We start from the raw sequence: 26,475 nt of genomic DNA, 5'->3' as shown, positions 1-26,475 counted from the left end.
CTTGGGCGTCTCTAAAAATCAAAATTCGCGGACAGCAATTCATTTTCCCGTTTTCATTTCGCTACAGGTGGCGCCATATTTGAAACAGCTATGGCAGCGATGGTGCTTCATGCTCACAGGTATTTGCAGAGCTTCCGTCAACGTTTCACCGAGGATGTAATCCGGATCGTCATCAACCAGGGTGCATGCATAAACCCGCATCCGGCCGCCACTCTTTGCCACCATCTTGCTGAATGCACACATGAATGAGCGCCGTGTCTCCTCGGTCTGGAAGGCCGTCATACAGTGTTCAGTAATTTCTGGAGGGGTCACGCGCGCGCCAGGCGGGTGAAATTCGGGGAATTCGATACGCGGCAGATCCTCGGGTAAACCGGCAGCGCGAAAAATGCCGGCAAAACGCGCCGTAGCCACATCTGGCGTAATGCCAGACAAGAGCTGGTTCGCCACCGATACCCGGAACCCCATGTCATGAAGTTTTCGTAAGCCCTCCAGCGCGCTTGCAAACATTCCCTTGCCGCGCCCCGCGTCATGCCTTGCGGCGTCAGGATAATCCAGGCTAATGCGGAAGCTCAGCGCATGCGGCCGCTCACGTAATGATTCCAATTGTTGCAGACGCTTGAGTAACGGTTCGGTTGCGTTGGTCAGCACCAGGCAAGGCCGATGCATCAATGCGTAATCGAGAATACCTATTATGTCCTTATTGATGAAAGGTTCGCCCCCGGTGAAGGAAAATTGCTTGACACCAAGATCGAACGCCTCGTCCACAAACGGGATGGCGTCGTCAAGCCGCAACAGCTGCAAGCGATCATCTCCCGGTCTTGAGCCTTCAAGACAGAAAGGGCAGGCGAGGTTACAGGCGGTACCCGTGTGAAACCACAATTCCTCCAGCGCATACGGCTGGATGAAACCGCGCGGTTCATCGCCTGGTGTACGCTGCCAGTATTCAGACCGGCCGGGCTGTGCGGCGCTGGTGGGAATGACTTTCATGGTTTACGGCTAGCAACATCCGCCCGTACGATTATTTTCGGCATCGTTTACGGTATCGTTATAGGGCAGTCCCATACCGCAGCCGGCGAAAATGCCATAGTGCCGCTCAAAGTTACCGTAGAACTCAAAATGTTCAGCAAACCGGGTATCGTGCAGCATGTGCCAGGTGTTGCCACAGACCGGGAAATGCTTTCCGGTTTCTATACGGTGGTGCTTGTCCAATATAAACAAGTGGGGATGATGCGGTATCGTGCCGCGATAAACCACCGACTGGCCATAGTCTTCGCAGGCCGGCTCAAGGTTGTCCAGCTTGAATAACCGGTAGGTGGCGGAATAGAAGCGGATGTTCCCGGTGCGCGCCGCCAGTTCCGCTTTGCCAATGGTAATTTTACGATCATCCACCAGGCGCGGATCGGCAAAGCCCTGCTCACGGGAAAGCTGGTTAAAGTCATTCCAGTAGAGCGCTCCACTCAAGCATTCGCCGTAGAGTACCGGGTCGCGGGTAAGCCCCTCGGGTACGCGACGGTCGGTATAAATATCGGAAAAATACAGTTCACCACCTGGCTTGAGGACACGCCAGGCTTCGCGTAACACCGCCGCCTTGTCGGGCGCAAGGTTGATCACGCAATTGGACACGATGACGTCCACACTGCTATCCGCCAGCTCGAGCTCGCACAGGCGCTCGATATAGCCATGCAGAAAAAGCACATTACCGGCGGCATGACCAAACGCCTTGCGATGATATTCCTCATGCCGGCGTGCGACTGTCAGCTGCTCTTCAGTCATATCCACGCCAATTACCTTGCCACGCTCCCCCACCAGTTTGGATATCATGTAGACATCACGGCCCGCGCCGCAACCCAGATCGAGTACGGTCAGACCTTCCAGCAATTCGGGGAGCACCAAACCGCAGCCGTAGTAGCGCGTCAGCACCTCATTGTGCACCTGCGCCAGTATCGGCTTCACATAATCGGGCAAGCCCGCGTCGGGCTTGCAGGTGCCGGTCTGGAGATCATGCGAACTGGTCAGGGTTTCGCCGTAATATCGTTGGACAATGTCATGCATGGTAATCGCCTCGTGATGGAAATCAGGTCGTTGTAGAGCGGTAGCGAGCTGCAAGTTGATCAGGTGCGGCGCCGCACGCAAAGGCCAGCGCCAGATTGCGATTTACCCAGGTACGACGCCACCAGCCATCGCGATGCCAGCGGCGCGGATCGACAAAGAGCGGCTCACGCAAGGGTAAAAAGCCCCCCAGGCGACGCAACCCGCGCACCAGGGATACCTCTTCGAACAAGGGCCAGGGCGAATGGCCGCCAGCATCGGCATAGGCCTGACGTGTCATGAATAGCCCTTGGTCCCCATAAGGAACACCAAACCGGCAACGGAATGCGATAGCCGGTTCCAGCAGGAATGCTGGCCAGGCGCGAGGAGAATCGAATCGAAATCGAAAATAACCTCCCACTGCGCCACGCTTGATAGCGAGGTCCATTGCCATCACCGGATCGGGTGGCAAGCGGTTGTCAGCGTGCAAAAACCATAGTGCGTCACCTTGGGCCAGCGCCGCTCCCGCCAGTAGTTGCCGCCCCCGGCAGGGTTCGCCAGCCAGCCAGCGTGCGCCATATTGATCGCACACTTTGCGGCATGCCTTGTTGCCGGCGCCATCCACCACCACGGTTTCCAGCGGCCGATGTGGCAGGCTCCGCAGCTGGTTGAGCAGATCGCCCAGTTTCGCCTCGTCGTGGTAGCAGGGGATGATCGCACTAAAACTCGACATGGTCCGCTTCCCTCTGTTGGCCTTGTTGGACGAAATCACAAGCCAACGCGTGCAATATACGCCGTGCCGGACGTTGATCCGTCCTCAGCGCCACCGCCAATCGAACAAGATCGTCGTGTTCGTCTACATCGAAACTACACCCAAGGATAGCAACGGACTGCCCCGCCGCACGGCAACAGTCTGCCAGTGCTGTACCCAGGCGGGCAGTGCTCCACGGCAAACCACCCAGCATCGGCCACTCATGGCGGCTTGCCATCAGCACCACGCCACCGTCGTCCGCTGGTATCAGCACGCTGTCATGGAAAGGCAAGGCTTCGTTGACTGCGGCATAATCGGACGCCATAAGCGCGGGCGCATCACTGCCGATATAAACCAGTTGTTCGAGTCCCATACCGCGCAATTCGCGATCCAGAATGTTCAGCCGTTGTCCCAGGTTACCCGCCGCTTGCGGCTGTATGCGCACGCTCTGTCGCGACCGCGGCAAAAGCGTATCCGCCCAGGCATGATCCGAAGGATGCGCCGGGGCAATAACCACCGGACCGGCCCAATCGCCCGCATCCTCCAGCGCACAGGCGAGGAGTGCTTCGGCGATTCGCGTCGCTGCCTCCCTCCCCAAGCTTGCGGCGAGCCGTTGCTTCGCGATGCCTGATGCCGGTCGCTTGCAAACGAGTATCAGAGCAACCTCAGTCACGTCAGTTGCCTGTTGATGAGCTTGACGTAGTAAATAAAGCCGTTGATCGACAGCATGGATCTCTCATGAGTCTCCTTCCCCACTACATGGGTGTCGTCAGAATCATATGAATGCCTTATGGTGAATCGCAGGTTTCCTACATGATAGACAGCATTTTCCCCTGAAGCACGGAATTTTTTCCTTTGGCCTTGGATCCATGCCGGTATTCCCAAGACATATCAGTAAGCACAAAACAGAGGCGCCCCTCGCACGGCTGAATTGAGGCTAACGCTGGCAATTATTCGGGAGACGCTGAATGAGTTCCCAAGTTCACCAAGGAGTATGGCGGCGACCGGTGCTGGCTCCCGAATACATGGGATGCCGCCGGCGCAGGCTACAGTCCACGTAATGGCAGGACGCCGGAAGCTCAACCAACGGGTGTCAAACTAAGGATTTGGATGAAAAGTCAATAGCTATGACTGTTTGTGAATTTGCCGCTGCCGGTACCACTGCTCCAGCATCATCAAGACCCAAACCATGGTGCCGTGATAACCTGCGTGCTCATCCAGATGATGTCCAAGCAGCCTGTCGATAAAATCGGCGCGTATGACATTTCGTGACTTGAGGTCGCTCAAACTATCGGAAGCCAGGGCCTGCAATGGTTTGTGATGCTGGAGCCACACACCAAAGGGCAAGCCGAAACCATGTTTTTGCTTGGCGATAATTTCTTCCGGCAGAAATCCTCGCAACGCCTCTTTGAAGAAATAACGTAACTTCGTGCCTTTAAGCTTAAGCTGGGGCTCAAGTCGTACAGAGAACGCGGTAATCTCATCGCTGATAAGAGGGAACCCCACGTCTATTCCCGCCAATTCGCAAGCTTTTGCCACTTTAGGCAAATCATTGTCGGCAAGCGTGAACTTGCGATCAAAAGCAAGCATACGGTTTATCAGGCTGTTAGCATCGCTCTGATGATAGATTTCATCCAGGAGGCTAGCGGGATAGCCCGCATTGACAGTAGCCAGGAACTCCCGGGTAAAGACTTCCCCATGACCATAACGCTCCAGCAGGTTATAAGTTTCTGTGCGCGCCGGCATTGCAATTGATGCCTGCTCGATGTAGCTGCGGGCCTTGCGCACCAGAGGCAGGGCAGCTCCGCCGGGCATGCCAAAAACCAGCGGCTCGACCACTCCCTTGCGCATCACTGAAGGCACTTGTTCATAAAGGGAAAAAAGATGTTGTTTAGCGTAGCGCACATTGCCGCCGAATAACTCATCTCCCCCGTCGCCACCCAGTATTCGGCTCAGACCGTCTTCTTTAGCCATGCGGGCGCAATAGAAAGCGGGTATGGCGGAGGAATTACCGAAAGGCTGATCAAAAATCGCTGCAACCTGCGGAATAGCTGTCACGATGTCATCGGGAGTGACATAGTATTCTTTATGCCGGGTGGAGAAATGCCGCGCCGCAATACGCGCATACTCCATTTCGTCATAACCCGAGGCATCGAAACCAATGGAGTAAGTCCGGGCTGGCTGGCCGCTGACTTCTCCTAATATTCCGGCGATCGTCGAACTGTCGGTCCCACCGCTCAGAAAAGCTCCAGCTTCCTCGTCCCCAATTGCCTCCCGCACGCTTGAGCGCAATACAGTCAGAAAATCCTGCTTAAGTTCCTGAAAGGGACGCTTCTCATCCTCAAGAAATCGCATTTCCCAGTATTTATGAGTCTCTATGCGCCCGTTTCGGTAGACCAGGTATTCACCAGGCAAAAGACGCTTTTGTTCCTGATAAATCGTCCCGGGACCGGGCACCATGTGAAAATAAACATAGTTATAGATGCCCTGCGGGGAAATTTCGGCCTTTATTTGCGGATGCAAAATGATGGTATCCGCCGATGAACCGAACACCAGGCATCCACCTGAGATCTGGAAGGAAAGCGGGTGAATACCCATGCGGTCTATGGCTACAATGGCTTCATTTTCCCTTTCATGCAGGATACAAAGGGAAAATGCCCCTGTCAGACTCTCTAAGACTTTCTCTCCTTTTTCCCGCCAGTTGTCAGCCAGGATTTTTGCCATGCCATCAGTACGCGCAAGCTGGTTCAGACGGGGGTCGTTAAAGCCGGCTCGTCCCCATATTGCCACGAGAAGCCCTTCCTTCTGATAAACCTGCGCGCCATCGCCGGTTGCAGCAACCGCCAGGGCGCTATTCCCCCCGGCCAATGTTCGAGCCTCGCCGCCATCAAAACGGGTCAGCGGTCCAGCCATTCGCTGGACAAGCTGCAAGTTCTCATTGATGTGGGTGCCGTAGCCTATCCAGCCACACAACCCGCTCAAAATAATCCCCTCATTTTCCTCAGCATTACCGTTCCATTATTTTTGGTTAATGATTATTTGATGCCACACTTTGCGGCCACGGCATACAACATGCATTATCTTCCAGATAGGCAAACATTTTATTACGGACAGCTTAGCAGCCTAGACCAACACTTCAATGGGTACGGGATGGCTGAGGAATGCGGTAGGGCTTGCGGTCAGGCCGTAGGCGCCTGATTGAAAGACAACCATCAGGTCCCCCATCTCGGCCCTGGACATTTCCATCTGATCCGCCAAGAGATCCAGCGGGGTGCAGAGCGGGCCCACCACCGAGACAATTTCACGTTCATTACCGTGCACCTTGTTGCCGACAACAACCGGGTAATTTTTGCGGATTACCTGGCCAAAATTACCCGAGGCGGCGAGGTGATGATGCAACCCTCCATCCGTCACCAGGAATACTTGTCCTCTCGACTCTTTTCGCTCCAGCACACGGCACACATAGATACCGGCCTCTGCAACCAGATATCGCCCCAGTTCGATTACAATGCGTGCCTCGGGAAGTTGCCGTTTTACTTCGGGTAGCAGACGCCGCAAGTTCTCGCCCACCGCTGCGACATCCAAAGCCTCGTCGCCGGGAAAATAAGGAATACCAAAGCCGCCGCCGATGTTCAGCAGACGAACCGGGGCGGGCGCATACCGAGCCAGAGAAATACCCAGCTGGAAGGTTTTTTCATGAGACTCCTGGATGGCCGCCACTTTCAGGTTTTGCGAACCGCTGAAGATATGAAATCCTTCGAAATCAAGTTCGAGTTTACCGAGCCGGGTGAGCATGGCGGGGACGCGCTCCGCATCCACACCGAACTGCTTAGGTCCTCCACCCATCTTCATGCTGGAGGACTTGAGCTCGAAATCAGGGTTGACGCGAACCGCCACTTTCGGACGGATGCCGAGATGAGCGCCCAGACTCGCAATACGTTCCATTTCCTGCTCGGACTCCATATTCAGGACGATGCCCGCGGCAATCGCACAAGAGAGCTCACCTTCGCCCTTTCCCGGCCCGGCAAAACTGATCAGATGCGGCGGCAGGGGCGTATCAAGCGCAACCCTCATTTCGCCTGCCGATGCCACGTCAATCCCATCCACCAGGCTCGCCATGTGCTGTACGATTGCAGGCATGGGATTTGCCTTCATGGCGTAGTGAAGGTGAATCTCGGCAGGCAGATGCTGACGCAGGAAAGCAACCCGTTCGGTAATCCGCTGCCGGTCATACGCATAGAAAGGTGTTCTGCCAACCCGTTGCGCCAGACGCGTAAGGGACATGCCGCCAATCTGGAGACAGTTGTCATGAATCGGAAACTGCGTCACGGGAGCATGCTTTGGACGGGTATTACTCATGTGCCATTTTCCATAAAAACATTTTGTAGCGTCTGAGCAAGCAGTTTACGGTCTATCTTGCCGTTGGGATTGCGCGGCAAATTACCTTCCCTGGACTCGATCCGGCTGGGCAGCATGAAAGCAGGAAGCTGAAGTTTGCAGGCAGCCAGCAATGCATCATGGTCCAGCGTTGCATTGTTGCGCGACGTTACGACCAGAACGATGGCCTGACCCAGCACGGGATGAGGAATTCCAATGGCGGCAGCTTCTCCTACGAGTTCCGTGGCGTAAATCACCTCTTCCACTTCGGTGGGACTGACACGATAACCCGATGTCTTGATCATTTCATCACGGCGGCCAATGAAATAAAGAAAGCCTTCTTCATCCATGCGCACCGTATCTCCCGACCATACCGCCAATTCCGGAATGGGTAGCCCCGACTGACGGGAAGGGACGGGTTTAAAACGCTCGGCGGTCTTTTCCCGGTCATTCCAGTATCCCATGGAAACCAGGGCTCCACGATGCACCAACTCCCCTGGCTCTCCAGCCGCGCACAGCGAGCCATCCTCGCGTAGTACCAGCACTTCGGCATTGGGTATGGCCTTACCGATGGAATCGGGGCGCTTATCCACTTCCTCCGGAGGTAGAAAGGTTGAACGGAACGCCTCGGTGAGGCCATACATCAGAAATACTTGGGTATTGGAAACTTTGCTGCGCAGCAAATCAAGAGTCGCTCGCGGCATTGCTCCGCCCGAATTCGTAATATAGCGTAACAAAATGTTCGCTGGCCAATTCAACTGGGCCAGTTGAATCCACAAGGGGGGCACCGCGGCGAGGCCCGTGATACGCTCCCTCTCGACAATCTCGATGATATCCCGCGGCAACAGATAATTCATCAGAACGCTCGTCGCGCCTACATGAAAAGCGGTGGTAAGCTGACTCAGCCCGTAGTCAAAACTCAGCGGCAGTACTGATAGAATCCGGTCATCGGGATCATTTCTCAGGTACTGAGCCACACTCGCCGCCCCGGCTACCAGGTTGCGATGGGAGAGGACCACACCCTTCGGCTTACCGGTACTGCCGGAAGTATAAAGAATCGCAGCCATATCGCTATCAATACTGTGATGCGCCTTGCCATGCCCGCCGGCAGTGAGGGCATCATCCCAGGATATGACATTCAAGCCGGCGATAGCCGGCGCAATCGCCCCTGCGTTGACCACCATCACGGTATGCAGATCATGGCACTGCGATAGAGCCGCGGCAAGCAATCTCAGCCGGTCAGCCGACGTGATCAGGATTCTTACATTGCAATCGCGCAGGATATAGGCCACCTGTTCCGGCTTAAGAAGAGGGTTGACGGGTACGAAAACACCTCCAGCGGCCGCGGCACCGAACAGTGCGGCAACTGTTTCCGGACGTTTCTCAAGATAAACCGCGACGCGTTCCCCTCGATCAAGTCCCAAAGCAAGCATAGCCTTACCAGCCGAGTCGATCGTCCTGGCCAGAGCCGCATAGTCTATCCGCGTACCGTGATAAACCAGCGCTTCGCTGTCAGAGAAGTGATCTGCGGACTTAAAAATGAGCTTATGAACAAGATCTGCCATTGAAAAAAGCCTGTCTATCAAATAGTGATGGGGAACAAATTATATTAAATCCGGTAGCCGGGCAGGTGGAGGGTACGATTTTTGAGGTTGCCGGGCAAGGCGCAACGACGTGGAATAGGGTTATTCCATTCCAGGGCATTGCGAACAATGCGCCATATGCCGAAAAAATCTTGAAACCCGGCCTGGAGCGAACCCGCCATAAAGGTGAAGGGCACGTGATGCAAATAGTATTTGTGTATCATAGCGCCGAGCTTGACAAAATGAGTGAAAATTAAGCGACCAACTGCCGAATCCAGGATTACTGATCAGGGGAAGCTTGCTTACTTTAACCCGTAACGGTTCATTAGATCATAAATGGTGGGACGGCTGACACCTAATAATTCCGCCGCCTTGACAACGTTGCCATCCACTCTTGCCAGCGCTTTCATCAAGGCATCACATTCCGCCTTTTCACGGATCTGGCGAAGGTTAATGGGTTCCATCGGAGTAATTGAAGCCTGCAACCCGAGATCTTCCGCGTTGATCACGGGACCATCGGCCATGATAACGGCACGCTTGATGCAGTTCTCCATTTCTCGGACATTGCCTGGCCACGGATGGCCTTCAATCGCGGCGAGCGCCTCCTGACTGAAATTCAATGAGGGGCGTTTTTCCTGAACAGAGAATTTATTCTTGAAGTGATGCGCCAGCAACGCGGCGTCACCCACTCGCTCCCGCAGAGGAGGAATGGTAATGACGATTTCACTCAGGCGATAATAAAGATCTTCACGAAAGCGCCCTTCCTCTATCAATTTCTTCAGGTTCTGGTGCGTTGCACATACGATACGTACGTCCACCGGGATCTCTTTTCGTCCGCCAACTCTTTCAATCACTCTCTCCTGCAAGAAACGGAGAAGTTTTGCCTGAAGCGACATGGGCAGATCACCCACCTCATCAAGAAAGAAAGTGCCCTCGTTGGCAAGCTCGATCTTACCCAGCGTCAGCTTGGCTGCGCCCGTATAAGCGCCTTTTTCATAGCCGAATAATTCACTTTCTAAAAGTGCTTCGGGGATCGCCGCGCAATTGATGGCCATGAAACGTTTCCCCTGCCTGGCACTCGAATGGTGAAGAGCTCTTGCCAGAATTTCCTTTCCCGTTCCGCTCTCGCCCAGCAGGATTGCCGTAGCGTCCGATGAAGCCACTTTCTCCACATTGCGGCATACTTTAATCATTCCCGGATCACGGGTGATAATGCCATTTATGGGTAAATTTGTCTGAATCTGCAATAACCTTCGATTCTCCTGCTGCAATGCATACAGATAGAAAGCTCTTTCGACTACCAGGCCCAGCATCTCGGGGTCGAAAGGTTTTTGATGAAAATCGTAAGCGCCCAGACCAATCGCTTTTAACGCATTCCCATGATCCTGATTACCCGTAAGAACAATCAACTTGGTATCCGGCGCAAGCTCAAGTATCTGTTTTAGCGTAGCCAATCCTTCGGAGGCCCCATCCGGGTCGGGGGGAAGTCCCAAATCCATGGTGACAACCGCTGGCTCATGCCGTCGAACCAGCGCAAGCGCACTTTCACGATCTCCCGCCACCAATACTTCATAGCCATCAAAGCTCCAGCGGAGCTGTTTCTGCAAACCGGGATCATCCTCGATCACCAGCAAACTTCTCTTATCCTGATTCACTTGCGCCTCTCGTTCGTTCATTTTCGGACTTCATTGCATGAATTCAATCTTGCCATAATTTCGGAGCGCCTATCCGCAGAGAAGCCACGCAATACCATCGCTTTTCCAGAATTGACAGTCATGGGAAAACTCACCTTTGCTGCCACCGGAAGTTATCCAGTTTCAACTTAAACACTGGAAATTGAATAAAAGTTGATCTTACGTAATGACTTCAGCCGCACGGTCGTTTTGATGAAGAGGCAGGATTACACGGAAAATAGTGCCCCCTGATTCACTACTGACAACCTCAAGTTCTCCTCCCAGTTCAGACACATACTCCTTACTTTCAAACACTCCTATCCCCATGCCTGCTGACTTGGTTGTCTCAAAAGGCTTGAAAAGCTTCTCGCGAATGAACTCTTCGCTCATGCCGTGCCCTGTGTCCTTTATTTCAACTATCGCAAAACCTTTTTCTCTTCTGAGCCGAACCCGAACCTCGCCGTCTCGCGGGGTAGCCTCAATTGCGTTCTGTATGAGATGGCCGATGACTCGCTCAAGACGCGACGAGTTGGCATATACCGCCACGCTGGAATCCAATATTTCAAGAATTGGCTTGGGTTCGGTAGTGGATTTACTCTTTGCCGCCTCTTGCAGTAAACCGGCAATAAACAGCGGGGCGGCTTTTTCCGAGGAATCACCACTACTTAATTTTTCTAGAAGGCGCTTCATTTTCTGCACGGATAAATATACCGTTTCGAGCATATCCTTTTGAAATTCCGGATTTTTTTTATGTTTTTCAGCATTGGAAAGCAAGAGCGATAACTGGGAAACCAGATTCTTCAAGTCATGCACCACAAAGGTTGACATGCGATTAAAGGATTCAAATTGACGCGCCACCAGCAACGCGTTGGCCGCCTCGTGTTGTGCAAGATAACTTGCCGCCTGATTACCGGCAACCTTAAGCAGATCGCTCACTTCCCAGTTCAGCTTAACGCTACTTCTGGGCTCAGCCAGCACGACAAAGCCAAGTAATTTCCGGTGCTGAATCAGCGGTACTACCAGCCGTGCTTTGGGAATGGCCTGTAACCATTGAGGCAAGGTGATTGCCAAGTATTTTTCCGGATTAGTCGCATATTCCTGTAATTCGATGACCCATTCCTTCTGTTCCAGAAACTTGCAGAATGAACTATTAATAGGTTCAAGCCCTCCTGCCATGGGCATATTCCAATGAGCCACAGGTTCGCAATCGCCGGATTCCCGGCTGATCCACAAGCCACCGCCAGGACTTTCCACCAATTGGGCCAGAGCCTGGATGACACGCTCACCCAGCGCATGCTCGCCCCTCGAAAGCGTACGCGTAAAATGTAGCCATTCCTCCCGATAGTCGTAGTTATAGCTGAAAAAATGCTTACTGATGAAGACCCTGAGCCAGGAGCGTAAGGTACCGGAGAACATCACGAGCAACAGCAGGACCACAGCACCAAACAAGAAAGTGACCTGCATGACCGTGCCCCAGCTTCCACCAAAAAAACGAAGGTAGTAACCGGCTGCAGCCATCGCCAGTAAATAGGCCGCAGCGCCAAACAGTGCCACTGAATAGAACAGAATACGGCGCGATACCGTGATACCCAATGACCATTGTGGATTTCGCGCGGCCGACACGGCAATCAGCGGAACAACCAATGCGTTGACGATGCCACGCGCCGTCCAGATCTCGGGGTTCACATGTTTGAGCAGCAATGCATCGCTGTACAGATAAAAATCATAGACAAAAATTCCGCCGATTCCGAGGCAGGCGAACTTTATTCCCCATCGCTGTTTTATCGGGGTATTTCTATAAAGCTGTTCCACCAGGATCATGCCAACAATTGCCATTGCCACGCTTCCAGCAATGCTATTATTAAAATCGATGGTTTGATGCGACGAAAGATTGAAGTCTCCGTGAGCGTAGAGAGCCACGGCGAGGCACGCCAGGTAAAGCACTACGATAACCGCTATGGCCGGCCTGATCCTTGAAATAATGGAGGAGGATTCTACCTGCCGATAAGGTCCCAGCAGTACTATCAGAAAAGCAGTCCAGCCCGCGTTTCTGAGGATCTCCACAATATCTGTCAGAAGTGAAAGGGAAGGCGGCTGATTGGCCTGATAAGCAAGCGTTGCCGCCCAAAGAGCGGAAAAGAGGCACGCGACGGGTAGTATGATTCCGTGTAACCGGCCCCGCCAGCGAGTTAACAAAAGCACGGCCAGAAAAAAATATGCCGCAGCGGACATTGTGTAACTGGCTGTCGCGATAGTGGTCAGCATGGCTTGTTGCCGCTTCCAGGAATCATCTCCCGCCCTTGCCGAGAACCACAACTTCAATGGTATCTATCAAGATAATGATATCAAGGAACAAACTGTGGTTCTTTACATAGTACAGATCATACTGAAGCTTTTCTAGGGCATCTTCCAGCGAGGCGCCATACCCATAGCGAACTTGAGCCCATCCGGTTATCCCCGGCTTAATGCTGTGCCTTACATTGTAATAAGGAACTTCCGTGCAGAGCTGATTCACAAAATAGGGTCTTTCCGGACGCGGACCGACAAAACTCATTTCGCCATTCAAAACGTTGAATATCTGGGGAAGCTCATCAATTCTCAGCTTCCGGATAATCCTGCCCACCCGGGTTGTTCGAGGATCGTCTGCGGCCGCCCATTGGGGTTTTCCACTCTTCTCCGCGTCATTTCTCATACTGCGAAACTTTAGAACCATGAATGTTCTCCCTCCTTTGCCGACCCTCTCCTGCCGGTAAAAAATAGGAGCACCATCCTCAATAAGAATGCATAGGGCGGTAACCAGCATGACAGGTAACGTAATGACCAGAAGGATCCCGCTTGCGATCAAATCGAAAGCTCGCTTGATGCCCGATCTAAGAGGGCTCTGATCGAACCCTCCGCCAAAAACCAGCCAGCTTGGGTAAAGGGAATTTACTCGAATCTGGCCATGTTCCCGCTCAAAAAAAGCCGCTGAATCTGTCACTTTGATCCCGTTCAACTTGCATTCCAGCAAATCCTGGATAGGAAAGCAGCCGCCACGCCGCTCCTGAATCGCAATGATGATTTCACTCGCGCCGTATCGGTTAGCCAAGGATATCAAAGGCTCCACCTTCGGCAAGACTGCGGAGGATGGCACTTGGAGATCTTCATCCGGCAGCGGAACAAAACCAATGATTTTGAATCCCCCGCGGTGAGGATCTTTTTTGATCTGACTGATGAACTCCTTTGCCTTATTACCGATACCGAGCACGATGGCCCGCGACTCCAGAATTCCCAGACTGGACCATTTAAGAAATGCTGCTCGTGTCAGAAGAATCCCGGACAAAGCAAGTAGCATCACCAGCCCGAGTATGCCGCGACCGGAATAAAGATCGGGCAGCAGATAAAAAATCAAGGTCATGATTCCAAATCCCAGCAGCATCGACGGCATGAGACGGAATAAAGTGTCTTTGATATCCGGCCGGGAATCCAGTTGATACATTCCCATTGCCGCCATGCTCAGAATCATGACGGAAGTGAAAGTACCGGCCACTGGAAACAAGGAGGAGAGGGAAAAAGGCAGCAAGTCGATTTGACTAAAGAACCGAAGGCCAGTACCCAGGTAAAACACCACCATCAGCACAAAAACTTCTGTACTGATAAGCAAGACTGTGGTTCTGGAAACGTAATGATTATAAATACGAAACAATTTTGGGCCCCTCCTGGTACCTTGCAGACAATAAGGCACCACTGCCACATTCTGGTATTCTTATCGGCGAGCCGCAAAATGAAGTACTCGACACATGGCCCGCTAGCAGGCAATGCGTGAGATTCAACTCTTCAATCTGTGGAATAGTCGATCCTAAAATTCTTGCATTTGTTGCTGACGTGCGCCCGCCAATCACGCAAAGAGTGATTAATGCATACCCTGCTCATGTAAACCCATGCGGATTTTTTCCTCGGAAAAAATTGTTTAACGCACCCCAACACATCATTTATGCAATCGGGCGGATAAGCTGCTGCAATGATCATCTGCTTCCCCTATTGCGCATTTTCAAGAATTACGTCAGCTACAAATAAGCACACTTCGATTTCGGGATAAGTCATCCATATTAGATACTCCATACTGAATGATCCTTTAAGGAGCAGCCCTCGTTGCGACCGACCGTATCCGCATCATATCAATTTCGTCGGCAAGAACAATTGGACTTTAGTACGCCGATCAAGGACTGGATAAGTGTTATCGAGCAATGATCGGGAATGGGTGACGCTCAATACAATTCGCCGGACGGCAGGAAAAAAGCAGTTTAAACTAAAAAAGTTTCGGACATTTGAACAGCTGAATACTTGGATATGGCCGGAAATGAAAAACCGGGATCAGTGTCCTATACTTGTCGAATCCCGAGGTGGCATGGAGCCCTTCACAATTAATGCGAGCTTGAGCCGATCAGCAACGTCCAGCTTACGAAAAACTTCGGTCAAATGCGCCTTCACCGTACGCTCGGTAATATCCAGCCGTCGTGCAATTTGTTTGTTGGATTCGCCGTCCCCGACAAGCGTGGCGATTTCATATTCACGCCGCGTAAGATTTGCAAGCAAATCGCTGACAGCTTGCTTGATTTTGTTCTTCTCCTGCGTAATCACCACCAGTTCGTTCAGGAGATGCCAGCTGAGTGTACGCCGAATCCATAATTCACCTTGCTGGACAGCTTCAACCACGCTTTTAAGTTGCCCCGGCTCAATGTCACCTCTGCAACAGCCTCTTATACCCGTCCTGAATAACCCCCATTCGATCTCATCAGAAATGACATGACTTAAAACAATCACTTTGGTTTCCGGATTCAGTTTCATCAGACCCGAAATCCCGTTCGGCCCATCCAGCTTAGGTAAATCATGATCAAGCAGGAGAACTTGCGGCTTTATCCGCACCAATTCACTCCTGACCGAATCCAGATTGGTTGAACAGAAAACAGGAGCAAGACCACGTACGCCCTGCTCCCAGCGAAACAGGTCATCCTGAGATGGGCTCGCTAGCAAGATCAAGTATGTCTCCCATCAATGTTCATGATTAGTGCAGTACCTTATCCATGATTTTACCAAGCATTTTGCGGGTCACCCAGATTTCGCCTTGATCAATTACACGCACCGCCTTTAAGAAGTAAAGCGGATCCGCTTCATGGTTCAGACAACCGCGTGCGCCATTAGCCAGCGCCTGTAGAATCTGCTCGTCCTGGGCCGATTTATCGGTTAATAATACTACCAGCGTTTCAGGACATTCGCGCTGCAAGGTCCCTAACAGGGCGAAGTTGTCCTCGGTCAACTGGTCAAAATTGATAAAAAGAATACGGGGGTTGAGCTGACGGATTTTTGCAACCACTTCTTCAACGGATGTCATACCTGCATGAGACTCAAGTTGAGGGTTTGCGGATGCATCGCTTTCATCCAGTATAGTATTTTTAAGCACCTTTATGCCTTGCCCGCCTTGCAGGGAATGTTCCAGTTTTGCGCGTCTTCCCGGATCCGTATCGGCGATTGCCACAGTAACCGTTTGCATGGATTCTCCTCCCCGCTCATTCATCGTTATCATCGCTATAAAGGCAGTTAAGCCAGTTCCATTTTTTCGCAGTCAGCTTCCAGTTATTCTTGTCCAATCGACAAGATGGTCTTTAACGCTTTCGACACAATGATATCGTACCTTATGCCGGAGATTTTGATAACCGGCGGATCGAGGTTGCGCCGGTCAGATTAATTATAAAAGCGCCTTGCGGATTAAGCTCGGATTTTCCATTTATTACTGTTTGCGCCGCAACAATTCAAGAATGTAGTTTCCGGGAATAGCATAGGTTATGCCGCTTGGATTGCTGAGCGCCGCTTCTTTCTTCCCCTTTACAAATACCATGTTGACAACACCGTATACAAGCCCGGTTGCGGGGTCGTAGAGAGGGCTCCCGCTGCTACCCGGATAGGCGGTGCCATCGAGCTGAAAGACCGCATAAGCGGATTTTTGTAGCTGTCCGATCAATTTTGCATTGAGTTGCCTTGAATTGTGCGCGGGCAATACAATGGGCGTAATTGAGGAAACCATGGCGCGATGCGTAACGGGATAAAATCCCAGAATCATCCCAATCGGAAATCCCGTGAAAATCAGAGTCTGCCCCTCCCGGACTGCGCTGGCGTCCCCGATCTTCATGGCGGGTAATGCCGGACCACTGATTCTCAGCAAAGCCAGATCATGCTCCTTGTCGACATCAACAATAATCGCATTTCTGAGTTCCGGCTCTTTTCCCTTGCCGGTAATCACCGTATACGACTCCTTGTTCGCGACGTCCAGCACCTCGGGGATAACATGAGCACTGGTGATGACATGAAGACCATCGTCCAGCACAAAACCGGTGCCCAGGATATTAACCGGCGGTGAACGCGTTCTTTGAACGGTTCCTACCCCCACAATCGATGGTTTGGTGTATTCGATAGTCTTGACAAGGTCGCTGGCCCAAAGTGGAGTAACGAACATTAACCCCAAAATTGAAAAACTTTTGATACGAGCAGGGGAGAAAGGCGAGAACGTGCGCCAGGCATTCATGGTCTTTTAATATCCGTTTCCACTTTCACCGGCATAATTTTTTTCCTGGATACGAGATCAGGATTATTTGCAGCCTTCCATCTTGTAGATGAAATAACCGTCCTTGTTTATTGCATCGGCAACGTTATTGGGTGCACTCTGACTGTGGCAAAAACTACATTCTTTACTGGTAACGGTCGCATCATCTTCACCAATTGAAGTCAGCCATTGCTTCGCATACTCGACCGCCTTCTTATCATCCTTTACCGCTGTAAACACATCAAAATGCATCGTGTGGCCATCTTTTGCCTTGACGTAAGTGTCGTATACATGAATTTCCATAACGATTCCTTTTTTTAACGGTGAGAGGTCTTGGAAGAAATTAAGGGAGCTTCTCAATAATTCAAATAAACCCATACATAGACTATCACGGCGGCGGAAAAAGTGGAATGCAGACGCTGCTAATAGGGATAGCGGCATGGGGTAATCCATTCGACTTGCTGCACGAGCGAAATCCCGATAATGGCTGGGCGTCTGCTAGTTCCATCGCATCATCCCTGTCATAAAACTGTTACAAAATTGCAATAAAAGTTACATCTGGTTCCATTAGTCTTGGTTTGGTTCCATAAACAACCGAGAAGAGAGTGAATCAGATGAAGTTATCCAAGCTTGCGGTAGCGATAGCAGCCATTTTAGGCGCGGGTGTGTCATTCGGGGCCTATGCCATCGACCTGTATGTTGATACCAAAACTGAACAAATTTATGCAAAACCCGGGCCTGGCCGCGTCCATATGGGTTCTTTTGTGAGACAGGACGCGCAAGCGAAGGTGCCAGACAACACGGCGAACAGTGCAGCGGCGGTTATCCCCGTGGACAAAACCGATGCGGCAGAATTAACCGCGGTGCGCCGAGATATAGAATTGAAAGCCAAGATGATGGGCGCGCGGCTTACCAGTGATCTGGCATCACTCGAAGAACGAGTCAAGGAAACCGAAAAAGTCCATATTGAATTCCATGAGGGGGCTCCGCATTTTGCAAGTAAAGATGGCAATTTTACGTTTGCAATCAATGGTCGAATGCAGGTGGGTTCGCAATATAATTTCATCAATGACGTTTTACCCGCCACTGGCGCCAACCTGCCTAACGAATTGAATAGCGGCGTAACACTTCGCCGGGCCCGTCTTGGTGTTGAAGGGACTTTTTACAAGATCTGGGATTACAAATTCGAGTATGACTTCAGCCGGGGTAATGGTTCGGTGGAGTCCGGAATAACCGATGCTTTCCTGCGGATGAATGTCACCAAGCCATTTTCGGTAAAAGTCGGCTCATTCAAGGAACCGTTCAGCCTGGAAGAAGCCGCCAGCAATCGCTTTCTTACATTCATTGAACGTCACATGTCGGTTAATTCGTTCGTTGACAATCCCAATACCTATAAAACCGGCATAGGCGCCAACTATGCGGTGCCGCGTTTCCAGTTTGGAGTCGCTTTTCAGACCGAGCCGGTTGGCGCCTGGTCCGCCGCTTCCACCACGGTCAATGCCGCCGGTAATAATAGCCGTAACAACGGCTCGGGTGATCAAGGTTGGGAAGGCATCGGCCGGATAACGGGAAGACCGTGGATGGAAGATGAAACCAAATTTTTGCACGTAGGTATTTCAGCGGGACATACCCACGTCAATACCCAATACCTAGCTAATGGCACGATCAATGTAGGGCCCAATCAAACTGGTGGGGGCGGTGGAATGGCATTCTTTGCCTTTCCCGGAACGAATGTAGACCGTACCAACGTGCTGAATACCGGCAACCTGAGCATCGGAAATAAGGGCGCACCGGGCTCGCGCCGGATAGACAGTTATGACCGCTTCGGTGCGGAGAGCTGGCTGGTTCACGGCCCCTTCTCGGCTCAGGCGGAATATTTGCGAACCAACATAAATGGGCAGGGCTATGACGGCGAACATTTTACCGGCTATTATGGTTTTCTCAGTTACTTTTTAACCGGCGAATCCAAAGCCTACCACGTTAGAAATGGCGCCGCGAACCGAATAAAACCCAAGCAGAATTTTCAATGGAATGGCTCGGGCTGGGGGGCTTGGGAAATCGCCGGAGGCTATGATTATATTAATCTGAATAGCGGGGTGGTTAGAGGAGGAAAGATGGATATGGTCCGGTTTGGCTTGAACTGGTACCCCCATACGCATGTCAAAATCCAGAACAACATTACCTACGTCTTGAACGTGGATACAAGCGGATCCCCCATTCCTCGTACGGCCGGCTTTAATAACGCTGACTTAAGCTCCTTCCTGACACAGGTTCAAGTCGACTTTTAAGACAGTAGGACTGGCACTTCCGAGACTAGCCTAACCTGAGCCTGAGGAGATTTCCGGCCGATGCCTGGATATCTCCTCAAAGTCAAAGGAATTTCTACCTGAGCGAAAATTCCACGCGGCTACCGGATTTCTTGCCGCCGGCTTCAGCCTCTACTTTGGGCTCCAGTATAAACATGCGCTCAGCGGGCACACCACCCTGCTCGACCAGCCAAACCTGTGCGGCCACGGCACGACGCCTGGCAAGATCTCGCAGTTCGCTGTCACCGGCATTGATGTTGGTCAGTATCAATTGCTCCATTTCCGGCACCGGCAGGCTTTTCGTTAGACCCACCACATTTTTTGGTTTAGCGAATTTTTCATCTTTGTAGACAAGTGTCAGATATTTTGCATATTCCTCAGGTTTCAGTTCGATATCTTCCAGCGAGCCGCTCGCCTCACCTTTTTTTACATTTTCCGACAGCTTTTGGGCTTTTACCTTGCGCTCAAGTATCGTGCGCTTCAGCCCTTCAGGATCGTGTTCCGGGTCAGCCCTGCCCGTAATCTCAAGCTTGAGCGCCGGCCGGTCTGTCAGTGCCTTGGATAATGCCTGGAGGCGTTTTTCGGCTTCGGGTGTAATTTGTGCCCTGCCGGATAAATAGTCTATCGTCGACAACTCTTCACCATCGCCGAGAAGGGAACCCAGTAATGCAAAAGGCGCGGTAGCCGCCTTCGTCAGCAGGTTAAGGATCACCTTGATAATAAGTCCGCCAATACTGAATTGCGGGTCGTTGATGGAACCGCTGATCGGCAGATGGACATCGATTTCACCATGCCTGTTCTTTAGCAATGCCAAAGCAAGGTTTATCGGGATCGACAGTGCGTCCGGACTTTCAATTTTTTCGCCCAAGGTCAGCTGGTCAAGAAAAATATTGTTCTCGGCTCTCAGCTCACCTTTTTCAACGTGATAATGAATATCGACCGATAACTTGCCCTTCTCGATGGCGTAACCGACATATTTGCCCGAATATGGACTGAAGGTCGGCATATCGATGCCCTTTGCACTCGCGGTGATGTCAAGGTAAAGCTCGCTGCTTAACGTATCGATCTTGCCGGCAATTTTCAGCGGAGCGGTTTTGTCCACCGCCCCGCGAATATCAATTTCTCCCGGCTTTTTCGGATCCAGTGGCCCCACGCGCCCGGCAAGACCCGTCAAATTTGCTCGATAATTGGGCTTAATGAATTGATCGTTGAAAATAATATTCCCACCCTGCATCATTATTTGGCCGATACGAGCAGGCATGGGTTTGCCTGCCGGCACCGGACGAGAAGTTGTGGGGGTGGGCGCAGGCTGCACGGTGGAAGCAGTTTCTTGATCAACTGTGGATGGAGCGACTGATGCGGTTTTCGCGGGTGGTCCTCCCTCATTGTCTTGCGGAACGATATCCTGGAGATTGAGTTTGCCTTCCGGGGTAAGTATGACATAGGCAAAGAAATCAGCAATCGCGACCGAATTGATGTTGACGCGCATGGGTTCGTTGACAAACTCGATACCGCTAATGTCAAGACTTCGCCAGCGCATAAGATTCGTCGCGGTTACCTTGTCGAGAACGCTAAAATTGGTAAATCGGGTGTCGCCGTTCAACGCCACCTTCAAGGGCGACCCGTCCATCTTGACCTTGCCCTGGAAGGATGCGGCGCCACGCGTGAGCAGGGCATTGAACCGGTCACCGGCCCAACCCTGCAACGCGACAAGCTCTATGTCCTTGGCATCTACAGCAAGATCAATCGCCAGCGGTGCCCAGGCCAGGGAGCCATTTGTTTCAAGACTGCCCTTCTGATTTACCAAGGCTTTTAGCACCAGCTTCAGTGGCTTGGCGCCGGTGAGATCAATATCGTCCACGGTTAAATCCAGCGGATCGACCACCATTGGTGCAACTTTTGTCAGCGTACTGTCTTCAAAACGCAATGCGGCGGCCACCAGCTTCAGTGTTCCAAGCCGGGCTACCCATGGCTTGCTGGCAGCCTTCGCCTCGACAGGTGTCGCTGCCGATACCGGTACGATCTTCTCAGGAGCCGGCGCAAAAAATTTAACCAGATCAAGGCGGCCATCGGCTTCGCGGCGCACTGACGCTTTAAACCGGTCGAACGTTACCGTGCCGACCACGGCGCTTTGCTGCGCGGGATCGATCACAGCGTCTTCCACGCTTAGTTTCGGCAGGCTTAGTGCCGCCTCTGAATCGCTCTTACGGATCAATGCCGCATCCGCCAGAACCAGTCCGGCCAGCGAGGGCTTCCGGCCGTTCAAATTGATCTCGGTCAGTTTGACATCGAGCCGATCAAATTTTGCGGCATAGGGTACTTCTACCGTCTGATTTTCGATCTCGAACTTGCGCAGCGCAGCACTGCCGGTCAGAACCATACTTGGCGGTTCACCATCCACCTGGGAAAATGTCAGTAACAGATCACTGTCAAAACGTCCCGAAAGCAGGCTGATACCCACCGGGATCGGCGAATACTCGTCGATCCGGGTCAGATCGATATCATTGAGCTTGAGTTCAAGTGTCGCTTCGCGATTCTTGGTAAACGGACGCACCTTCCCGTTGAGAGCAAGCGGCGCGCCATTGATCCGGGCGCTGAAATGCGGCTCGACCCAGGCTTTCTCATCGCTTTCAAAATTAGCAACGAACGGTATCCCCACACGGATTTCGGAAATTTCCTGATGGCTGTTCTTGACCCGGTCGACGAATTCGAAACGGCCGCCTTCAATGGTGATGTTACTCACTGAAAACATCGACTTACCGCCATCGTCTGGACGTTTCTTGAGATCTTCTATCAAGTCTGTGATATTGAAACGTTGCTCGCCTTCACGGACGATACGCACCGCGGGTCCCTTCACCGACAAAGCACTGATCACCGGAGCCCGCCGGGCGATAGAGGCGATGCTAAGGTTGGTATACAGTTCGTCGATGGACAACAAGGCTTTGCCGGCGTCAACACTCGCCTCTTTTTCACCCACACGGAAACCACGTACCGTCAGTTCCAGTGTATAGGGCTGAATATCAATTGACTGTACCGTCACGGGCCGCTGCACAGTCTCTGACAGCAGCGTTTCAAGTTTGGTCTTGGCGTAACCCGGCAGCCACAAATAACCAAGCAGCCCGAAGAGAATGATGATCGCGGCCAGGACACCGAGACCCGTTCTCAAACGTTTGTTGGAAGCGAAGCGACGGAGAAATGAAGTCATGGTCGTGCAATTTTCTTGTTGGAATGAGTGATTAGGGCCTGTTAACACTTATTTCGCACCCGCGTTGCTACACAAAAAACGCGGAGGCAAGGCGCGAAGCTTGGCCATAGTAACCTATGGCCAAGCTTCGTAACGCGGCATCCGCGTTTTTTGTGTAGCAACCCGAAGGGACGGGACGGATTTCATCCAGCTCTTCGTTACTCGCCGCTTACGGAGGCCTGCTCCGCCGCGCGGCTCATGCCTCGTGCCGGATGAAACCCGTCGCCGTCGCGGGTGCAAAATAAGTGTTAACAGGCCCTAGGCAGCGTGCAGGGATAGGAACTTCACCTCTTCTATTTTTTCAACTTTACGCGCAGCGGGAGAATGGGTCAATGACCACGAAAGGAATCAGATCGAAGAGGAGGACCAGGACTTGCGATGGCGCGGTGGAAATAGCCTGAAAGTCACTGCGACCAGAAGCGCAAATAGCACATAGACGGTCGTCAGCACCCACTCCGGAACATCGTAGAAAAGGATGCGATGCAGCCACCGCTGAATGAAATTATCACCGGTTTCCGCGCGACGCAACGAATCTTCCCATAAGGTAAGCGGACACGCCATACCCATGAGGGATTCGCCAACGACAAACAGGATAGCTGCCAGATGCGCAAGCCGAAATCGAAGATTTTGCACAAAACCCCACCCCATCCACGCGCCGATCCAGATTAATGGCAAGCTGCCAACAACGAACACTACAAACCCAAAATGAATGATTAGTATGATGTCGGCGAGCGGCATGACAGTCCCCCTGATTTGTCCGGATTAGCCTAAATCCGACGGTAGCGAACTCACCAAAGAAATGAAACCCAAGTGACGTAAAAATCTTTCTGGATCATACACCAAACTGAAAAATGAACGGTGAACGCCGGATTCAGAATTATTAGTTTTATACAAAACTTGCCGGAAACTCATTCGCGTGAAATACCACATGCGTGTTTGCTCTTCCCGGAATCTCCCTTAATCAAAAAGAATAAAGAATAAGCATATTCTATTAGGTTATTTCGATTTGTTTTCGCCTGCCGGTATAGTTCCCCGCAAATAAATGGGGACGAAACACGGTCTATGAAAATTCGCAACCTGGATCTGACACAAAATCCTATCAATCTGGAACATGAGCAACTGGGGCTTCCCCCGGTTGAAGAACCCATCTCTCATCCTGCGGGAACACACCCGCTTCTCCGTACCGCAATGTGGTTCATCGTTCTGGTATTAATGGCGCTGATACTGTTTTTGACAGGCCGCTTTTTTCTTTCCAATAATTGGTTGGGTGGCTGGCAAATTATCGGCGAGACGCTTGGTGGAAGCATCTTCTGGAGCGCGGTAACGGTTGGATTTCTTGCGCAAGTTGTAGATGGTGCCTTGGGCATGGCGTATGGCGTTACGGCGACCACATTTCTACTGGCAACGGGCGCCAGCCCGGGGGCAGCAAGTGCCAGCGTTCACATTGCGGAGATATTCACAACCGGAGTTTCGGGCCTCGCCCACGCCAGATTCGGCAATGTGAATAAACAGCTGTTTATACGCTTGCTGGTACCGGGTATTCTGGGCGGGATATTAGGGGCCATTCTGGTGACCCAGATCGACGGCGCCATGTTCAAGCCCTATATCTCCGTTTATCTATTACTATTGGGAATATATATCCTCAGCAAAGCATTTCGGCCGCTGCGTCTGCGCACACACGCCCCAAGGCATGTGGGAAAGCTCGCGTTATTTGGGGGATTCGTCGACGCCGCTGGCGGAGGCGGCTGGGGACCTGTAGTAACGTCAACTCTGGTGAGTTCGGGTAACGATCCGCGGACCACCATCGGCTCGGTCAATTTCGCGGAATTCTTCCTGACATTAACGAGCGCAGCGGTCTTTACATTGTTGATGGAGACCAACACATGGCCCATCATCGTGGGCCTGGTATTTGGAGGACTCTTTGCCGCACCGTTCGCGGCGGTGCTATGCAAGAAACTTCACGCACGAACGTTATTAATACTGGTGGGAACATTGATCATCATCACCAGTCTTTACAATCTTTACCGGGCGATTGCTGTGTAGGCAAAGGCAGCTAACCGTAAACAGACGATCTTCATAACCGGTCCTTGATTAAAGTAGAATAAATACCGTTGCTCAAGTATATTCCGGGTTGAGCTTCAAATTACGGCCAAATCAAGTAGGACGCTTCTTATTCATTAAAACAAGTACTTTAAGTACGCGAGAAGCGATAGGGTCGTCTTCACAAAATTCCCACATCTACACAATGTTTTCTTGACATGTATTATGTTAGTTTTCCTGCATGAATTCATTCGTGTCATTTTTAAGTAAACATACAGGCGCCGGAAACAGCATGAGGCGTTGGCGGAATAACGGGAGCTTAAAACTCCCATCCTTTTAATGAAATTTTTTTGATATCAAATAGAGAAGGGGAGAATCAGGTGCTGAATAAAATACGTATCTCAACGGCATTAGTGCTATCAGGCTTAGTACTTTCAGGTCCAGCTACGGCTCAACAGTTTGCGGATGATGTGTCGGATTTTGCGGTATGGGGAAACATCACGGCTACGGGAAATTTTGGTGCTTTCAATCCAAACAACCCGACCTTGGCAAAAGTCAAATGGTGGGCGGAAGGACAGGGACGCTTTGCCGACGATGCATCGAAATTTTCCCAGGCAATCGTACGTCCTGGCGTAGGGTACCAGCTTACCGAAACTACCAGTATATGGGTAGGGTACGCATGGACACCGACCACAACTCCGTATGTCAAGAATACGTACGATGAGCACCGAGTCTGGCAACAAGTGCTATGGAGCGATAAATTTTCATGGGGAAGACTTACCGCCCGCAGCCGCCTGGAAGAACGTTTTGTTCCCGACCATATAGGGACAGCGTCCAACCCAGGGGATCCATCTCCCTCAAATTCCAAGATGGCTGCACGTTATCGGCAATTGATAAAAGCATCGATCCCCCTCTCATTTGCGCCAGGCTTCAGCTACATAATCCAGGATGAAGCTTTCGTGAGCCTTAACGATACCGATTGGGTTCCGCGGAGAGGTTTTGATCAAAACCGGTTCTTTACGGGGCTTGGCTATGCCTTCACTAAGCAAATTACAGGCGAGGTGGGCTATATGAATCAATACATTATCCGGCGAGGGGCCAATTATATGGGACATATTTTGTCGGTTAACCTGCTTATGAATTTTTGAACATTGCTTTCACCGGAGTTTTCAAAGAGAGAGGAAGTTTATTCTTCCTCTCTCTTTTTACCTATTGAGTAAACTTATAACCCTGGCTTCATCCATTTCCGCCAGTGTGAGGCGTGGTTCGCACAGCTCGACTGTCGCGGAAAAGTATCCCAATAGGACTGGTATCTGAGAATTTAAAAAGGGTACACTTTATGAGTTCATATGTATCCACAGCTCCTGCTCTCATCGAAAAATAAAAATCCCCGCATCACGCTGACTCTTCGGGGAGGGACTCTGTTGATGCTTCTGGTATCAACGAATCTACCTGCCGGGAACTTACCTGATCCAGGCGGTTACGATCTGTGTGTTCGGGAATCCATGAAGGGAATAACCAGCGATCGCGCTGCCGCCATCGCCATGCGCGCTTGCCGCAAGGAGTCGCCGGAAGGCGAGCTCACCGAAGCCGACCTCCCGGCCGATGCTTTCAGTAAGCTCGTCACCCATGCCGGCTTTGGTTATGGCGCCTTCAGCGGCAGCATTTACAATGGCAACGGTGATTATACGGTCACCCAAGTTACTGTTCTTATCGCACCCGCAGCCCCAACGAAAGGGGCTGAGGCATCTGTAAACGGCAAGGAATATAATATTAAATTAACCGTGCAACCGCTTGGCAAGGGTGCGCTTTCGATGCTGATTCCATCGGACAATACGCTGGAGTACTCATGGAAGGTAGTGAAAGCGCGCGGCTATAAAACCCGATAATTTCGCG

General features: G+C 51.7%; 21 protein-coding genes. 5 read left to right on the top strand and 16 right to left on the bottom strand.

Going from position 1 to position 26,475, the window contains the following annotated elements; translation table 11 throughout:
* Positions 1–39 precede the first annotated feature (39 nt).
* The 7 genes from BLR00_RS03175 to BLR00_RS03140 form a co-directional block, all read right to left on the bottom strand.
* Positions 40–987: a radical SAM protein gene (locus BLR00_RS03175; RefSeq protein WP_074630772.1), complete on the bottom strand. Its 948-nt coding sequence runs from the start codon at positions 985–987 to the stop codon at positions 40–42.
* 9 nt (positions 988–996) lie between these two features.
* Positions 997–2,052, bottom strand: a complete 1,056-nt coding sequence (locus tag BLR00_RS03170) for a methyltransferase domain-containing protein (protein ID WP_074630771.1) — start codon at positions 2,050–2,052, stop codon at positions 997–999.
* Positions 2,053–2,074: 22 nt separating this feature from the next.
* The gene (locus BLR00_RS03165; RefSeq protein WP_074630770.1) at positions 2,075–2,761 is read right to left on the bottom strand and encodes a TIGR04283 family arsenosugar biosynthesis glycosyltransferase; all 687 of its coding nucleotides are present in this window, start codon (positions 2,759–2,761) and stop codon (positions 2,075–2,077) included.
* A complete protein-coding gene (locus BLR00_RS03160; RefSeq protein ID WP_074630769.1) occupies positions 2,748–3,452 on the bottom strand; it encodes a TIGR04282 family arsenosugar biosynthesis glycosyltransferase in 705 nt (234 codons plus the stop codon). Before BLR00_RS03160 ends, BLR00_RS03165 begins: the two co-directional genes overlap by 14 nt.
* Positions 3,453–3,904: 452 nt before the next feature.
* A complete protein-coding gene (locus BLR00_RS03150; RefSeq protein WP_074630767.1) occupies positions 3,905–5,761 on the bottom strand; it encodes an asparagine synthetase B family protein in 1,857 nt (618 codons plus the stop codon).
* A gap of 141 nt (positions 5,762–5,902) precedes the next feature.
* Entirely contained in the window at positions 5,903–7,138 is a 1,236-nt protein-coding gene (locus BLR00_RS03145) for a pyridoxal-dependent decarboxylase, exosortase A system-associated (protein WP_074630766.1), read from the bottom strand.
* Positions 7,135–8,721, bottom strand: a complete 1,587-nt coding sequence (locus BLR00_RS03140) for an acyl-CoA ligase (AMP-forming), exosortase A system-associated (protein WP_074630765.1) — start codon at positions 8,719–8,721, stop codon at positions 7,135–7,137. Before BLR00_RS03140 ends, BLR00_RS03145 begins: the two co-directional genes overlap by 4 nt.
* Between BLR00_RS03140 and BLR00_RS03135 the strand changes: the two genes are divergently transcribed.
* Complete coding sequence (locus BLR00_RS03135) at positions 8,721–8,996, top strand: hypothetical protein (protein ID WP_074630764.1); 276 nt, start codon at positions 8,721–8,723, stop codon at positions 8,994–8,996. The two genes, BLR00_RS03140 and BLR00_RS03135, sit on opposite strands and share 1 nt — an antisense overlap.
* Before the next feature lie 45 nt (positions 8,997–9,041).
* On the opposite strand, the gene prsR is transcribed toward BLR00_RS03135, so the two are convergent.
* From prsR to BLR00_RS03100, 7 genes are all read right to left on the bottom strand, one after another.
* The gene (gene prsR, locus BLR00_RS03130) at positions 9,042–10,415 is read right to left on the bottom strand and encodes a PEP-CTERM-box response regulator transcription factor (RefSeq protein ID WP_256324034.1); all 1,374 of its coding nucleotides are present in this window, start codon (positions 10,413–10,415) and stop codon (positions 9,042–9,044) included.
* Between the two features lie 177 nt (positions 10,416–10,592).
* A complete protein-coding gene (prsK, locus tag BLR00_RS03125) occupies positions 10,593–12,677 on the bottom strand; it encodes an XrtA/PEP-CTERM system histidine kinase PrsK (RefSeq protein WP_074630763.1) in 2,085 nt (694 codons plus the stop codon).
* Positions 12,678–12,699: 22 nt separating this feature from the next.
* Positions 12,700–14,055 carry a TIGR03013 family XrtA/PEP-CTERM system glycosyltransferase gene (locus tag BLR00_RS03120; protein WP_256324033.1) on the bottom strand — a complete coding sequence of 452 codons (1,356 nt, stop codon included), beginning with the start codon at positions 14,053–14,055 and terminating at the stop codon, positions 12,700–12,702.
* 710 nt (positions 14,056–14,765) lie between these two features.
* Positions 14,766–15,431 (bottom strand): response regulator transcription factor, encoded by a 666-nt coding sequence (locus tag BLR00_RS03115; RefSeq protein WP_074630761.1) that lies wholly within the window; start codon positions 15,429–15,431, stop codon positions 14,766–14,768.
* Between the two features lie 25 nt (positions 15,432–15,456).
* Complete coding sequence (locus BLR00_RS03110; RefSeq protein ID WP_256324032.1) at positions 15,457–15,942, bottom strand: ANTAR domain-containing protein; 486 nt, start codon at positions 15,940–15,942, stop codon at positions 15,457–15,459.
* Between the two features lie 237 nt (positions 15,943–16,179).
* Positions 16,180–16,971, bottom strand: a complete 792-nt coding sequence (locus tag BLR00_RS03105) for a S1 family peptidase (RefSeq protein ID WP_074630759.1) — start codon at positions 16,969–16,971, stop codon at positions 16,180–16,182.
* A 63-nt stretch (positions 16,972–17,034) separates the two neighbouring features.
* Entirely contained in the window at positions 17,035–17,292 is a 258-nt protein-coding gene (locus BLR00_RS03100) for a DUF2024 family protein (RefSeq protein ID WP_074630758.1), read from the bottom strand.
* Between the two features lie 311 nt (positions 17,293–17,603).
* Between BLR00_RS03100 and BLR00_RS03095 the strand changes: the two genes are divergently transcribed.
* Complete coding sequence (locus BLR00_RS03095) at positions 17,604–19,277, top strand: OprO/OprP family phosphate-selective porin (RefSeq protein WP_074630757.1); 1,674 nt, start codon at positions 17,604–17,606, stop codon at positions 19,275–19,277.
* Between the two features lie 94 nt (positions 19,278–19,371).
* Here BLR00_RS03095 and BLR00_RS03090 read toward each other — a convergent pair whose 3' ends face one another.
* Together BLR00_RS03090 and BLR00_RS03085 are read right to left on the bottom strand one after the other, a co-directional pair.
* Positions 19,372–22,500 (bottom strand): DUF748 domain-containing protein, encoded by a 3,129-nt coding sequence (locus BLR00_RS03090; RefSeq protein ID WP_074630756.1) that lies wholly within the window; start codon positions 22,498–22,500, stop codon positions 19,372–19,374.
* Positions 22,501–22,887: 387 nt separating this feature from the next.
* Positions 22,888–23,277, bottom strand: a complete 390-nt coding sequence (locus BLR00_RS03085; protein ID WP_074630755.1) for a DUF2784 domain-containing protein — start codon at positions 23,275–23,277, stop codon at positions 22,888–22,890.
* Positions 23,278–23,601: 324 nt separating this feature from the next.
* On the opposite strand from BLR00_RS03085, the gene BLR00_RS03080 reads away from it, so the two are divergent.
* From BLR00_RS03080 to BLR00_RS03070, 3 genes are all read left to right on the top strand, one after another.
* Positions 23,602–24,582, top strand: a complete 981-nt coding sequence (locus BLR00_RS03080) for a sulfite exporter TauE/SafE family protein (RefSeq protein WP_074630754.1) — start codon at positions 23,602–23,604, stop codon at positions 24,580–24,582.
* 377 nt (positions 24,583–24,959) lie between these two features.
* On the top strand, positions 24,960–25,727 hold the full coding sequence (locus BLR00_RS03075; protein WP_074630753.1) for a DUF2490 domain-containing protein: 768 nt from the start codon (positions 24,960–24,962) through the stop codon (positions 25,725–25,727).
* Positions 25,728–25,928: 201 nt separating this feature from the next.
* A complete protein-coding gene (locus BLR00_RS03070) occupies positions 25,929–26,468 on the top strand; it encodes a hypothetical protein (RefSeq protein ID WP_074630752.1) in 540 nt (179 codons plus the stop codon).
* Positions 26,469–26,475: the final 7 nt, after the last annotated feature.

Source organism: Nitrosospira multiformis (genome assembly GCF_900103165.1).
GTDB lineage: Bacteria > Pseudomonadota > Gammaproteobacteria > Burkholderiales > Nitrosomonadaceae > Nitrosospira > Nitrosospira multiformis_D.
Note: the sequence above shows the minus strand (reverse complement) of the source record. Positions and strands in the feature narration are given on the sequence as shown.